Genomic DNA, 13,924 nt, shown 5'->3' on the forward strand with positions numbered 1-13,924 from the left:
ATTGCGGGATTAACGTGACAGCTAAGATGGAAGCTTACGCCGCCGATGTGTGCATCGGTTAAAGGTGGTGGGGTTACACTTCCTTCCCGCGCAGGGTGATCTGTTGAAGCATATCCTGACCAATGTTGGAGATGTGATGCTGAACTTCTTCAACAAGAAATATCAGCTTACGCCCATGCCAATAGTCGAGCTTCATAACTTCGCCTGCTTTGGGCAAAATTGACAGCCCAGCAAGGTCGATTGTCTCACGCGAACCGTCAACTTCGACCTCCGCACGCACCAACAAATGTTCCGACGTTATCACGTGCGCTGACTCCTAAAAGATCGTTAGCAAATTCTTAAAATCAACTACTCGAACGTGTTCTAAGCCGCCAACCGCAAAAACGGCACCGGCTGGGTCGAGCGCAGCACGATCGGCTTGCCCTCCGACGCTTCGAACAATTCGCCGTCCAGGATGACGCTGCTATGATTGCCTTCGATACGGATGGTGTCGCCCTGTTCCAGGTGGATGCCCTGCATCTGACGCTTGCCCACCCGCTTGAAGATGCTGGCCCACATCAGCCGCAACAGCGCCGGCAAATTCTGGTCCACAGCCATCAATTTCATATTGCCGCGTCGACTGTCGCCCGGCTGCACGCCCAGCAGCAACCGTTCGAGCGTGGTCACGATCAGCACCGAAAAGCGCCCGACCAACTGGCCGTCGCGGATCAGCGAGATGCTGACCGGCTTGCTCGATGGTGGCAGGAAACGGGCGCTGATGCCGAACAACAGTGACACCAGCACCGCCATCGCGGTGATGAAGTGGCTCAGGCCATTGGACAGCCCCAGCGGATAAATCTGGTTGCGGCAATAGAGCATATAGTCGGCCAGTCCCGCGCCGCCCAGGAACATGCCCAGCACCGGGCGGCTGCCGACCTGTCCGTCCGACAGGGCGATCAGCTCCCGCGCGACGACATGATCGTCCACGCCTGCCTTGGCGATCGCTACGATCCGCTCCAGCGCCCTGATCGGGTCGCCATGGATGCCCAGGTCCAGCGCGATCAGGTTGGTCTTGCCATTAGGCAGCACCGCGATCGGCGGCACCCGGCCTTTGAAATGCTCGCCCTGATACAGCTCGGTCAGCGACGCCTGCACCGTCCCGTCGCCGCCATTGATGACGATGACGACCGGATCGACGCGGGCGATGGTCTGGAACGCCCGGCCGATCTGTTCGACATGCTCCACTTCATAATGGAAGATGTCGGGGTTGCTCGCGCAATAGCTGCGCACGCGCGGAAGCGACTGCCGGTTGCCCGTGGACTTGGGATTGGACAGGAGGGCGACGCAAACCATGGCTTTGGGGTCACATATATTTGAGGGTGATCGTGATTTTCGTCACGCCGGGACCGGCATAGAAAGCGGCTTTCTCGACACCGGGCTTGCCCAGGTTGAAGATGCTGATCGACGGATTGTTGGAAAAACCACCGCCGTCGCTGGAAATGTCGGTCTTGCCATTGCCGTTGCGATCATGCCGCACGGCGATGCCATATTTGCCCGGCTGCGGCACTGGCATGCAGAATCGCATCGCACCATTGGCGGGACGCACCGCGGTATCGATGCGATGCAGCCATTGACCCTTATTCAGCCAGGCGGCCTTGGTGCCGGGATAGGATTGGACGCGCACCTTGCCGGTGGCGGCGGCAAAACCGCGTACATCGACCAGCACCGCCGGTCCGCTGGCGCTTGCCGCGCAACGGTCCAGATCATTGGCAATTTCCTGGCCATGGGCGAATGCGGGCGTCGCAGCGACCAGCGCTGCTCCCGACATCAAACCCATTGCAACTTTTATCATGACCATCAGACTCCTGGAAGCTATAGCCACCGGCATGGGCCGGATGGCGAGCCCCTGTTCGCCCCGCAACGCTATGCCGTTTGATATGGGCGGGGTTTGCGGCCAAAACATGGTGATGGGACGACGACTTAGAGAATGCTGACCGCCACCGACCGTTATCTCGCCCGCCTGATCGCGGTACCCATGCTGGGTACGCTGGTGATCGCCGCGATGCTGCTTGTCCTCGACAAGATGCTCAGCCTGTTCGATTTTGTCGCGGCGGAGGGCGGACCGGTCAGCGTCGTGTGGCGGATGCTCGCCAATATGCTGCCCGAATATCTCTCGCTCGGCATCCCAATCGGCCTGATGCTCGGCATTTTGCTGGCCTTTCGCAAGCTCGCCATGTCGTCGGAGCTGGACGTCATGCGCGGCGTTGGCCTGTCCTACGGCCGCTTGCTGCGCGTCCCTTACATGTATGCGATCGCGCTGGCGCTGCTCAATTTCGGCATCGTCGGCTGGGTCCAGCCTTTGTCGCGCCACGCCTATGAGGCATTGCGCTTCGAACTGCGGTCTGGTGCGCTCGGCGCGTCGATCAAGGTCGGCGAGTTCACGAATCTGGGCAAGCGGATGACGATGCGAATCGAACGCAGCCTGGACGAGGGCCGCAATCTCCAGGGCATCTTCGTGCGAGCGACCAGCCGCGACGGCCAATCGGTGGCAGTGACCGCGGCGCAGGGCATGTTCCTGGCCACCGACGATCCCGACACGATCATCTTCCGCCTGCGCAACGGCGTGCTGGTCAATGATGCGCCCAAATATAAGACGCCGCGCATCCTGTCCTTTTCCAGCCATGACCTGCCGATCGACCTGCCGCAGATCGAAAATTTCCGCGGCCGCGACGTGGATCGGGAAAAGACGATCCCCGAACTGATGGTGATCGGCCGCAGCGCGGCCACGCCCGACAAACTGCGCGACGAAGTGCGTGCGAACTTCCATTTCCGCATGGTCGAAGTGGCGATGATGCTGCTGTTGCCGCTCGCCGCGCTGGCCTTTGCCATCCCGCCCAAGCGATCGACATCGGCGCTCGGCGTCTTCCTCTCGATCGTGTTCATCGTGACCTATCACAAGATCAACCAATATGGCGAAGGCATCGGTGCGCTGGGCAAGGTCGACCCGATCATCGCTCTGTGGGGGCCGTTCATTCTGGCCGCCGGGCTGATCTTCTGGATGTATCATGTGGTGGCGCATCGTCCCGGTGGGCAGCCGATCGGCGCGCTGGAATTCGCCTTCGCCAAATTGGGCAAGCAGGTCGCGCGCCTGTTGCGGCTGGGCCGCAAACGGCGACCTGCTATGACCGTGGAAGGAGCGGCCTGAGGCCATGCAGTTCAATTTCTTCCCGTCGACGCCCATCACCCTCTATATGGCGCGCCTGTTCCTGACTCGGACCTTCGCCGTGTTGGCGCTGCTGGTGGTGGTGCTGCAGACGCTCGACCTGCTCGGCAATTCGGGCGACGTATTGGCCTATCCCGGCAATGGCGATGCGCAATTATGGCATTATGTCGGCCTGCGCGCGCCACAGATCATCGCGCGCTTCCTGCCCTTCTCGGTGTTACTCGGCACGCTGGTCATGCTGGCCACGCTCAACCAGAATAGCGAGATCATCTCGATGAAGGCGGCGGGCCTGTCGGCGCATCAGATATTGGCACCGCTGATCGCCGCGGCGCTCGGCGTCTCGCTGATCAGCTATGTCTTCAACGAACGGGTGGTGGCGCGATCGACTGCCGCACTCAGCGCCTGGGAAGCGGTGGATTACGGTCCGATCCCGCGCGACAGCGGGGTTAAGAGCAACCCCTGGGTCCGCGACGGCAACAACCTCGTCAACGCTGCGATCGTGGCGGGGCGCGGCACGGAAGTCCAACTGCGCCAGGTCCGCATCTATAACCGGATCAACAACAGCCTGACGACCATAGTTGAGGCGCCTCGCGGCCGCTATGACGCCGCCAGCGGCAGTTGGTTGCTGGAAGGCGCGCGGCAGTTCGACGTGGCGCGCGGCACGGTCACCAATGTCGGCACCGTCCGTTTTGGCCGCGATATTCGTCCTGACCAGTTCACCCTGGCGAAGGTCGATCCCGACGCGCTGACCTTCGCCCAGCTCAAGGCGGCGATTGCCGACCTGCATGATGCCGGGCGGCCGACGGCGGAGCTGGAGGCAAGCCTGTGGCACAAATTATCGGGGCCGCTGTCTGCACTGCTGATGCCGATCCTGGGGTCCGTTGCCGCCTTCGGCCTCGCCCGGTCGGGGCAATTATTCGTGCGCGCAGTGATGGGCATGGCGCTTGGCTTTGCCTATTTCGTCGCCGACAATTTCTCGCTGGCGATGGGCAGCCTGGGTGCCTATCCGCCCTTCCTCGCGGCCTGGGCACCTTTCTTCCTGTTCCTGCTAGTCGGCGAAACCGTGCTGTTCAGGACCGAGGAATAAGGCTCAGCGCGCGCCCATCGTGCTGCGCGCGATCTTGCCCACCAGCGGGATCATCCCCGGATAATTGCCGCGATGATAGGGAGAATCCCCGTCCAGCGTCGCGATCAGCCGGGCATGGGCCTGGCCCAGCGCATGATAGGGAACGCTCGGCAGCAGATGGTGGAGCGCATGATAGCGCAGCCCCACCGGCGCCCATAGCTCCGGCAGGACACCGGGCGGCGGCACATTGACCGAATCGAGATATTGCGCGGTCACCGTCATCGGGTCGCCCTCATTCTCCCACAGATGGGCGACCAAGGTGCGCAACTGGTTGACGACGGTCATCGCCGAATGGATCGCCATATAGACGAGCAAAGGCTTCCAGCCGAAGACGAATACGCTGCCCACCAGCGCCAGCGCGAACAGGCAGGCACCCGCTTCCTGCCACGCCCACATGCGCGCAAAGTCACCCTCCGGCGCGCGGCGGCGATAGGCAGGATTAATCGACAGCGCCGACAGTTCCGCCACCACCTTGCGGCGCAAGGGCGGCAGGATGAGGCTGAGCGGCGTCAGCAGCCCGAAGCGCAGGATCAGGCCGACGGGCGCCAGCGACGCGACCAGAATGAACAAGGGCAACGACCAGGGCTTCATCAGTGCCAGCGGCAAATATTCGGGGTCTTCCGCCGTGCCATAGCGGGTGCGGGCATGGTGCTGCGTATGCACGCCTTCATAGAGGAAGGACGGGATCATCAGCGGGATGCCGACGATCAGATTCCAGCCGAAGCGAAAGCCCGGCAACGCGCCCTTGCGGATATGCGTCAACTCATGGATGAAGCTCGCCGCCCGATAAAGCGCCATCATCGCGACCAAGCCACAGGCAAGGGCAATCGCGAGATTGTCCGCCACGATCGCGCCGACCATCGCGGCCCAACCGATCAGCGCCGAACCCAGCATGTCGGGCCAATAGATACGCGGATTGGCGACGCTATAGTCGCGCGTCAGTTCCGCTGCGGCCCGCAGCATGGCGGTATCGTCGGGAATGGTCGCCCGCGCGCGCTGGGCGGCGGCCAATATGGGATCATGCACTGTCATACCTGCCGTCCTACACTCCAAATGCGCTGATATCGTGGCAGCACCATGACATCCGCGTCCCGATACGCCGCCAACCCGCGCCCGTGATTGACATTGCGCAAACAAGCGGCGAACTGCATCCCATTCCCATCATCAAGGCGGCAACCGTGGCGCAATCCGATCTGGTCATCACTCCCGTTTCCGGCAAGGCCGACCTCAAGGCTTTTATCGACCTGCCCTGGTCCCTCTATGCGAACGATCCGAACTGGGTGCCCCCGCTCAAGGCCGAGGTGAAGGCGCTGCTGACGCCCGGCGACAATCCCTTTTTCGACCATGCCGAAGCGCAATATTTTCTCGCGCGCCGCGGCAACCGCGTTGTCGGCCGCATTTCGGCGCATATCGATCGTCTGGCGCTGGCGCAGCCAGCGGAACAAGGCATGGGGCCGGGCACGGGCAATTTCGGTCTGTTCGAAGCGACCGATGCGGACGTCGGCGCGGCGCTGATCGCGGCCGCCGAAGCCTGGCTACGCGCCAAGGGCATGACTCGCGTGCTGGGGCCGATTTCGCTGTCGATCTGGGAAGAGCCTGGCTTGCTGATCCAGGGCCATGATCATCCGCCAACGGTCATGATGGGGCATAACAGCCCGACCTACCAGGCGATGATAGAGGGCGCAGGCTATGCCCCGGCCAAGCAATTGCTCTGCTACGAACTGGACATCACCAACCAATTCCCGCCGCTTATCCAGCGGATCGTCGCGTCGGGGCAGAAAAATCCGCGCATCCGCATCCGCAAGGTCGAAAAGGCGAAGTTCGACAAGGAAGCGGCGATCATCCTGTCGATCCTGAACGACGCCTGGGGCAGGAATTGGGGCTTCGTGCCGATCACCGATGCGGAAGTCGCGCATACCGGCAAGAAGCTGAAACCCATCGTGTTCGAAGATCTGATCATGATCGCCGAACTGGATGGCGAGCCGGTCGCCTTCATGATGACCCTGCCCGATCTCAACGAAGCGCTGGGGCCGCTCAACGGGTCGCTTTTCCCGTTCGGTTGGCTAAAATTGCTGCGGTGGCTGCGCAAGCCCAAGGTCCGCACCATGCGCGTGCCGCTGATGGGCGTGGTGCAACGGCTGCAATCCTCGCGCATCGCCAGCCAGCTCGCCTTCATGATGATCGAACATATCCGGCTCGACGCGATCGAACATTATGGCTCGACGCGGGGCGAGATCGGCTGGGTGCTGGACGATAATCAGGGGATGAATGCGATTGCCGAGGCGATCAACAGCACGGTCAACAAAGTCTATCAGATCTACGAAAAGCCGCTCTGATCAATCCTCGACCGGCACCGCCACCTCGATCGCGCCCGCCGCAATCCGGGCGGTGACGGGCGTTTTCGCCAGCACTTCGCCATCGATCGAGATGCGCTGGGTCGGGCGGGTCGAAATCTTGAACGATTTGCCGGTAAATTCCTGCGTGTGGGAATCCCGGTCGCGCAGCTTGAAGAATTTGGCATACCAGTCCCAGGCGAGCCGGACATGGCTGCGTCCGACCACCGCCTGGACAACGATTTCGCCCGTGTCCACATCGGCATGGTCGGACAATTCGACCCCACCATGAAAAGGGCCGTTGAGAATGCGGACTTCGGTCGACCAGAGCCGATGTTCCTTCTGCCCGTCGTCGATGACGAGGCGAAAGGCGCGGAATCCGACCGAACATTTGACCGCCCACACCAGATAACCGATCCGGCCGAGATAGCGTTTGAGCTTGTGCGGCACGGTCTTGCCGATCATCGGCGACAGACCGAGCGAGGCGGCGTTGACGAAATAATCCCGGTCGATCATGCCCAGATCAACCCGTCGTCGGCGGCCATGGGCGATCACCTGCACCGCGCCGTCCAGATCGAGCGGCAAGCCCAATGTGCGGGCAAAGCTGTTCGCGGTGCCGAGCGGCAGCACGGCAAAAACGCAATCCTTGCCCACCAGTTCATCGACCGTGCCCGACATCGACCCATCGCCACCGCCGACGATCACCATCGGCGCGCCATCGGCGATCGCCTGGCGAACCGTGCTATTCATTTGGCTGGGATCTTCGACCGCATGGGCGGCAACCAGCCGGACGCCTGCCTCTTCCAGCTTCTGCTTGGCTTGCGCGTATAGATCCTGCCCCCTGCGGCTATGCGCGTTGACGATGAGCGCGGCCTCGCGGGGGAGGGGGCGAAGAACAGGGCTGGGGGGCGCTTTCGTTTCCATGGCACAACAACACGGCAAGAGGGGATTTGGGTCCAATGGAAACCATCTGCTTACACTTCGTTACCCTTTGATGGCCCGCATCGCACATCTCTCCGACATTCACTTTGGCGCGAACGATCCCAGGATCGTCGACGCTGCCACCGCCTGGCTGGAGGCGCGCCGACCGGACCTGGTCGTCATCAGCGGCGATTTCACCCAGCGCGCCCGCGTCGATCAGTTCCGGGCGGCATCGGCCTGGCTCAACCGCCTGCGTAGCGCAGGCCTCAAATTGCTGGTCGTGCCCGGCAATCATGATGTGCCGCTCTATGACGTGGTGCGGCGGTTCATGGCCCCGCTTGATCGCTACAAACGCTATATCAGCAGCGATCTGTGTCCCTTCTATGAAGATACCGAGGTCGCCATTCTGGGCCTCAACACAGCGCGCTCGCTGACGATCAAGGATGGCCGGATCAATCATGATCAAATGGAAATATTGCGCCAACGTCTCGCAGCCGTCACGCCGGACAAGACGCGGATACTCGTGACCCATCACCCGCTGTTCGCCATGCCGATCGGCCGCGGCGGCGAATTGAGCGAAGCGGTCGGCCAGCATGAGGACGCGATACAGGCGGCGCGCGAGGCAGGTGTCCATCTCGCACTGGCAGGTCATTTTCATCAGACCTATGCCGAATCGGCGACCAAGATGGTGGAACAAGCCGGCGGCGCGCTGGTGATCCAGGCCGGCACGGCGACATCGACACGCCTGCGCAATGACGAACCGCAGAGCTTCAACTGGCTGCATGTCCACCGGAATAACGAAGTCGAATTGCAGGTGATCGTCTGGGACGGCACCAGCTTCCAACGTGCCAGCCATGTCGCCTATCACCAGCATGGCGATCGCTGGACCGGCGAGGCGGTTGATCATCCGGCAAGCGTGGGTGCCATCGCCTGACATCGCCGTGGCTGCTTTTGTCGGATAGCGCGATACGCTAGGACGCGGCTTATGAGCGTTCGCAACCGGAATCCACGCTGAGATGCCCATCGTCAGAAGCCTGTGCGGCCAGTGTGGCATGGGGTGCGGCGTGCGGGCGATGACCGGCACTGATCGCGACCTGCGGGTCGAGGGCGACAAGGCGCACCCCGCCAATGCCGGGCGGCTGTGCGAAGGTGCGGATGCCCTGACTGCGATGACCGACCTGGACGGGCGCTTGCTGCACCCGCAGGTCGAAGGCAAGCAAGTGACATGGGACAAGGCGATCGCGCTGATCGCCCGGCGCCTGGCCGCCGTGCAGGCGCGTCATGGGCCGGGCAGCGTGGCGCTGCATGTCGGCGGCGGCTTGCTGACCGAGGATTATTATGTCGCCAACAAGCTGATGAAGGGCTTTTTGGGGTCCGCTCATATCCATGCCCCCTGGCGCGGCGTGATCGGCGGCGTGCAGCGCGCCGCCTATGGCGAAGATGTGATGCCTGCCACACTGGAGGATATCGACCGCGCCGACCTGATCCTGATCGCCGACGTGCCTGCGTTGCTGGCGCACCCGCTCTTGCTGGAACGGGTACAGGATGCGCGCACGACGCGCGGCACGCGGCTCGTGGTGCTGGGCACGGGGATCGAAGCCGACATGCAATTGCCGGTGCGCACAGGCAGTGTCGCCCGCTTACTGGCCGGATGGCTGTTGCACAGCATTGATAGTGGCCTGATCGACGCCGACTTCGTGGCCGCGCATGTGACCGTGCCGGATGGCTTTCGGGATCGGCTCGCCCCCGGCCATGATCTCTGGTCGGTGGCGCGGGTCTGCGGGATCGAGCCGGGCCAGGTGCGCGATTTCTTCGATGCGATCGGACCGGTCGATCGGCTGGTGACCCTGTTCGGCGAGACGGCGGGCGCGGATGTCGCGGTGGCGGCGATCAACCTGCATCTGCTCACGGGAAGGATCGGACGACCGGGCGCGGCACCCTTCGCGCTGCCTTCCGGCGCGAACGGCATGGGCGCGCGCGAGGTGGGTTGTCACGCCGCCGACCTCGCGGCGCATGGCGATTTCTACGAACCCGTGCGCGCCAATGTCGCGCGCTTCTGGGGGGCGCGGCAGTTGGTGGAACAGCCCGGACTGGAGGACGCAGCGCTGCTCGACGCGATGCGCGACGGGCAGGTGCGGGCGTTATGGAGCATCGGCGCGGATGACGGGGCAACGGACTGGTTGCGCGCCGCGCGAGCGGTGGTGCCACTGTCGATCCGCTCGACCGACCGTGCGAAAGAAGCCGAGGACGGCTGGACCCTATGCCTCCCTTCGGCGAACTGGATCGAAAAGGATGGCACGGTAACGGGGCTGGACCGGCTGGTCAGTCGCCATCGCCGCCTGTTCGACTTGCCCGGCGAAGCGCGGCCCGACTGGTGGATGTTGACGCGGGTGGCCCAAGCCATGGGCTGGGGCGATGCCTTCCATTATGAACAGCCCGCCGACATTTATCGCGAACATGGGCGGCTGACCGCCTATCGCAATGATGGCACGCGACTGCTCAACCTGCGCCGCCATGCACCCATTTCCAACCCGGCCTATGCCGAACTGACGCCGTGGCGCTGGGGCGAAGTGCCATTCGATGGCGGGCATTTTCCGACGTCCGATGGTCGGGCGCGGCTCTTGCCGATCGCGGGTCAGGCCGAGGCCGCGATCCCCTGAAGATGCGCCAGCAGCGCGTCGCCATTGGCCGCCCAGGTGAAGCGTAGCGCGGCCTCGCGCACCTTCTCCGGTGGCGGCGGATCATCAAGGATAGTACGAATGGCCGCTGCGATGGCTTGCGGATCGCGCTCGACGATCTGCCCAGCTTCGGGCCGATCGAGCAATTCGCGGGCACCGCCCACGTCGCTGATCACGATCGGCGTGCCGCAGGCGAGCGATTCGACCCAGGCATTGGCCAGGCCTTCGGATGCCGACGGCAGCGCCATCACATCGGCGGCGGCAAAGATGCGCGGCAATTTATGATGCGGCACCGACCCCAGGAAACCGACTCGGCGCTCCACCCCCAGCTCCTGCGCCAGATTTTCGAGCGTCCGCCGATATTGACCCTGTCCCGCCAGCAGCAACGTGACGTCGGGCAATGCGGGCAGCGCGCGGACGAGCAGTTCCTGCCCCTTGCGCGGGATCAGCGCCCCGACGCACAGCACCACCGGCCCGCTGAAATCGAGCGCTTCCTTCGCCGCTGCGCGATCGGACAGTTCGAACGTGTCGAGATCGACCCCGGTATAATGGACCCGGATCTTGTCGGCATCCATCCCCATCCGCGCCATCGACCGGCGCATCGCGTCGGACACGGCGAGCATGCCCGCCGCCAGATCGCCCGCCTGACGCACCATCTTGCGGGTGCCGCGCTGCGTGCCCCAATGGTGAATATCCGCGCCGCGCGCCTTGACGGAATAGGGAATGCCGAGCGCCTTCGACAGTCGCTGCGCCACCGGCCCATCGGGGAAGAAGAAACTCGCATCGATCACGTCGAACGGCGTCTGCGCGTGGAGCCGACGCACCAGCGGCAGGATGGCGCGCGTCATGGTGATGACATTGGTGCGCCCGCCGAATTTGGGGATGATCGGAAAGGTCGGGCGATAGACGGTCAGTTCGCGCCAGCGTTCCTTACGCGGCAGCGCGCGCAGCGGCGCATAGCGGGCGCTGAGCGAGAGCGGCCATGGCGGCAGGCCGACCGGCGCGACGACGGTGACCGTCGCCTCCGCCCGGCTGGCCAGTTCGCGCGCCTGCCGTTCCACGAACACGCCGAAATTGGGGCGGCTGATATCGGGAAAGAGGGTCGATAGCATGAGGACGTTGAGCGTCATGGTCTTGTCTTTCGCGGATCAGCCATTGCCATCGGGTTAAGCGGCGCTTGTGCTTTTGGCTAGAGCCGCCGGACGAGTTGCACGGCGACTGCGGCCCATGGCGGGTCGGTCAGCACCAATTGCCGCGCGCCCGACCCCAGCGGCAGCAGTTGCAGCCGGTCGCCTTCCCGCCCGATCAGCCGCCCGAACAGGAAACGCCCGGCGGGACGCGGAAAGAGAATGTCGCGATTGAGCGCGCTGGCGAATTCTTCCGGTCCGATGCGGCGGCACCAGATCGCGTCGCCGCTGCGATAATCGCCGATGCTGGCGCTGACATGCACGCCTACCATGCCGTCGCTGGGCGCGGGCGAGGGGAAGGCGAGCGGCCGGGTCGGCGCGCGCACGCCATCAGGGCCGAGCAACGCTGCAACCGGCACTTCGGCCTGGCCCGGCAACGCGACCAGTTCGGACGTGGTGACGCCCAGTGCCAGCGCGATGCGGTTGAGCCATTTCACCGATACGGTGCGCGTGCCCGTTTCCAGCCGCCCGATCGTCTGCGCCGTGGTCGGCGGGTCGCACAGCGCGCCCACCTGTTCGAGTGTCAGCCCCTTCGCCTTGCGGACTTCGCGGATACGGGTGATCATCCCACGCCTCTATAATAACCTATTTGGTTTCTCTTTCCTACAAATGATCCCCCATGGCAAGAGCGGCTCTTCCGATTCTTGGGCAGCAGGAGGTGGTGATGGCCGTAACGCATATCGAACAGACGATCGAAGGCCCCGATGGCCGGGCGCAGCGCGTAATGGTCAATCTCGGCGAATCGCCGCTCGCCTGGCTGCACACGCGCGGCCATGTGAGCGAACGCCAATATCTGGCGGGCGAACGCCTGCGCGCCGACTGGGAGAAAGCGGGCCTCGGCGCACGGGTGACCATGTGTTGGGATGCGGCCCCGCGCGAGGGCGGGCGGCGCGGACCAGGACGAACGCCCGACCCGACCAGCGCGCAACTGTCGGCGCGCGACCGTTTCGATGGCGCGATCACGGCCGCCGGGCCTGGCCTCGCCGACATATTGTGGCGCGTGGTCTGTGCAGGCGAAGGCCTCGTCGCGGCGGAAAAAGCGCTGGGCTGGCCGAGCCGCGCAGGCAAGCTGGTGCTGACCCTCGCCCTGGAGCGCGTGGCCGACTGGTATCGGGTGGCCTAAGCCATCATCCCCGCGCCCAAAAGCAGGAGCAGCTTGACGTCCATCGCATAGCCCTGCGCGCGCCACTCCGCGATCTGGTCGGTCAGGGTGGCAAGCGGGATGCGGTGGACGATAATATCCTCGCCCTCCACGCCACCGCCTTCGCCGGTCTTCTTCAGGCCAAGGGCGCGGAACAGGGTGAAACTTTCCGACACCATGCCCGGAGAGCTGAAAAACTGGCCCAGCAATTCGAGCCGGGCAGGGCGATAGCCCGTCTCCTCCTCCAGCTCGCGCGCGGCGGCGATGCTGGCGTCCTCGCCCGCTGCCTCGTCACCCACCAGGCCAGCGGGCAGTTCGATGCAGCGCCGACCCAAAGGCACGCGATATTGATCGACCAGCAGGACATGGCCGTCATCGATCGCCAGGATCACGGCCGCCTGGATGCCGCGCGCGCGGCCCACATATTCCCATTTGCCGCGCTGTTTGGCGGTGATGAAGCGGCCCTGCCACATCACCTCTTCGGGCGCATCGCGATCCGGGTCGGTCATAATTCGATCAGCCTGTCGGGCAATTCGTTGATGTCGTCCTGCGCGCGCGGGAAATGCGTCGCCAATATCGCGCCGACCTGCCTCACTTCGGCCGCCAGCCCTTCGCCGGGGCGACCATCGCGGATCGCCTCGATCAGCGCCGCCATCGCCTCGCCCCAGGCTTCGGGCGCAACCTTGTCGTTGATCGCGCGGTCGGCGACCAGTTCGGCGCGATGTTCGTCGAGCGAGAGATAGAGGAGGACGCCAGTGCGGCCATGGGTGCGCGCCTCGACCGCCGAGCGGAACAGCAGGATGGCACGGCGGCGCACGCGACGCGCCTTGGTCGCGCGCGGGGTCAGCGCCATGCGCAGCGGCATGATCGCCAGCGCATAGCGCACGATCAGGAATTTGAGCAGCAGCAGCCCCAGCAAGCCGGTCATCAGCTTCCAGTCCGCCAGTTCATGCTCCCAATCGAGCCACAAGGTGGACATGAAGCTATGCAAATGGTCGGGGAAAGCTGCGGCAAGCGACAGGGCGATGAACACCGCCGCCGCCGCCCAGCTAAGCCCGACATCATGATAGGCGTCCGACCGACGTGCGACGATGGTGACAATCTCGCCCGACGTCAGCGCTTCGGTCTCCGCGACCGCGGCGGAAACGAGGTCATGGTCGGCCTGGCTAAGGTTAAGCTGCATCACCAGTCTCCCGACGCGCCGCCGCCGCCGAAGCTGCCGCCACCCGAAAAGCCGCCGCCGCCGCCGCCAAAGCCGCCACCACCGCCCCAACTGGAGCCGCCGCCCGACCCCCAGCCGGACCCGCCCGCACCCGGACCCCACAGGATGATCGGC

15 protein-coding genes are annotated in these 13,924 nt (G+C 64.1%); 6 read left to right on the top strand and 9 right to left on the bottom strand.

The genetic code is table 11. The features are described from left to right. Window positions 1–73: 73 nt before the first annotated feature. Genes IL54_RS00485 through IL54_RS00495 form a run of 3 tightly spaced genes read right to left on the bottom strand, consistent with a single transcriptional unit; the run spans window position 74 to window position 1,837 of the window. Entirely contained in the window at window positions 74–304 is a 231-nt protein-coding gene (locus IL54_RS00485; RefSeq protein ID WP_037472142.1) for a hypothetical protein, read from the bottom strand. A 59-nt stretch (window positions 305–363) separates the two neighbouring features. Next, window positions 364–1,332: a diacylglycerol/lipid kinase family protein gene (locus tag IL54_RS00490; RefSeq protein WP_037472143.1), complete on the bottom strand. Its 969-nt coding sequence runs from the start codon at window positions 1,330–1,332 to the stop codon at window positions 364–366. 10 nt (window positions 1,333–1,342) lie between these two features. Further along, window positions 1,343–1,837: a DUF2141 domain-containing protein gene (locus IL54_RS00495; RefSeq protein ID WP_037472144.1), complete on the bottom strand. Its 495-nt coding sequence runs from the start codon at window positions 1,835–1,837 to the stop codon at window positions 1,343–1,345. A gap of 129 nt (window positions 1,838–1,966) precedes the next feature. Here IL54_RS00495 and lptF point away from each other — a divergent pair, with 129 nt between their 5' ends. Then, window positions 1,967–3,184: an LPS export ABC transporter permease LptF gene (gene lptF / locus IL54_RS00500; RefSeq protein ID WP_037472145.1), complete on the top strand. Its 1,218-nt coding sequence runs from the start codon at window positions 1,967–1,969 to the stop codon at window positions 3,182–3,184. Window positions 3,185–3,188: 4 nt separating this feature from the next. Next, on the top strand, window positions 3,189–4,289 hold the full coding sequence (lptG, locus tag IL54_RS00505) for an LPS export ABC transporter permease LptG (protein ID WP_037472146.1): 1,101 nt from the start codon (window positions 3,189–3,191) through the stop codon (window positions 4,287–4,289). 3 nt (window positions 4,290–4,292) lie between these two features. On the opposite strand, the gene IL54_RS00510 is transcribed toward lptG, so the two are convergent. Next, complete coding sequence (locus tag IL54_RS00510) at window positions 4,293–5,360, bottom strand: fatty acid desaturase family protein (protein WP_037472147.1); 1,068 nt, start codon at window positions 5,358–5,360, stop codon at window positions 4,293–4,295. A gap of 146 nt (window positions 5,361–5,506) precedes the next feature. Here IL54_RS00510 and IL54_RS00515 point away from each other — a divergent pair, with 146 nt between their 5' ends. Continuing rightward, entirely contained in the window at window positions 5,507–6,664 is a 1,158-nt protein-coding gene (locus IL54_RS00515) for a hypothetical protein (RefSeq protein WP_037472500.1), read from the top strand. Here IL54_RS00515 and IL54_RS00520 read toward each other — a convergent pair whose 3' ends face one another. After that, the gene (locus tag IL54_RS00520) at window positions 6,665–7,585 is read right to left on the bottom strand and encodes a diacylglycerol/lipid kinase family protein (RefSeq protein WP_037472149.1); all 921 of its coding nucleotides are present in this window, start codon (window positions 7,583–7,585) and stop codon (window positions 6,665–6,667) included. Window positions 7,586–7,655: 70 nt separating this feature from the next. On the opposite strand from IL54_RS00520, the gene IL54_RS00525 reads away from it, so the two are divergent. Then, a complete protein-coding gene (locus tag IL54_RS00525) occupies window positions 7,656–8,516 on the top strand; it encodes a metallophosphoesterase family protein (protein WP_037472151.1) in 861 nt (286 codons plus the stop codon). 82 nt (window positions 8,517–8,598) lie between these two features. Beyond that, on the top strand, window positions 8,599–10,242 hold the full coding sequence (locus tag IL54_RS00530) for a molybdopterin-dependent oxidoreductase (RefSeq protein ID WP_037472153.1): 1,644 nt from the start codon (window positions 8,599–8,601) through the stop codon (window positions 10,240–10,242). On the opposite strand, the gene IL54_RS00535 is transcribed toward IL54_RS00530, so the two are convergent. Then, window positions 10,218–11,390 (bottom strand): glycosyltransferase, encoded by a 1,173-nt coding sequence (locus IL54_RS00535; protein WP_037472154.1) that lies wholly within the window; start codon window positions 11,388–11,390, stop codon window positions 10,218–10,220. The two genes, IL54_RS00530 and IL54_RS00535, sit on opposite strands and share 25 nt — an antisense overlap. 59 nt (window positions 11,391–11,449) lie before the next feature. Then, window positions 11,450–12,013, bottom strand: coding sequence for a helix-turn-helix domain-containing protein (locus IL54_RS00540; protein WP_037472155.1), 564 nt, complete (start codon window positions 12,011–12,013; stop codon window positions 11,450–11,452). A gap of 98 nt (window positions 12,014–12,111) precedes the next feature. Here IL54_RS00540 and IL54_RS00545 point away from each other — a divergent pair, with 98 nt between their 5' ends. Next, entirely contained in the window at window positions 12,112–12,570 is a 459-nt protein-coding gene (locus IL54_RS00545; RefSeq protein ID WP_037472157.1) for a DUF6456 domain-containing protein, read from the top strand. Here the strand turns inward: IL54_RS00545 and IL54_RS00550 are convergent. Next, complete coding sequence (locus tag IL54_RS00550; protein WP_037472158.1) at window positions 12,567–13,097, bottom strand: NUDIX hydrolase; 531 nt, start codon at window positions 13,095–13,097, stop codon at window positions 12,567–12,569. The two genes, IL54_RS00545 and IL54_RS00550, sit on opposite strands and share 4 nt — an antisense overlap. After that, complete coding sequence (locus IL54_RS00555) at window positions 13,094–13,771, bottom strand: TPM domain-containing protein (RefSeq protein ID WP_037472159.1); 678 nt, start codon at window positions 13,769–13,771, stop codon at window positions 13,094–13,096. The genes IL54_RS00550 and IL54_RS00555 overlap by 4 nt, the downstream gene beginning before the upstream one ends. Window positions 13,772–13,924 lie beyond the last annotated feature (153 nt).

This window comes from Sphingobium sp. ba1 (genome assembly GCF_000743655.1).
In the GTDB taxonomy this organism is placed as follows: domain Bacteria; phylum Pseudomonadota; class Alphaproteobacteria; order Sphingomonadales; family Sphingomonadaceae; genus Sphingobium.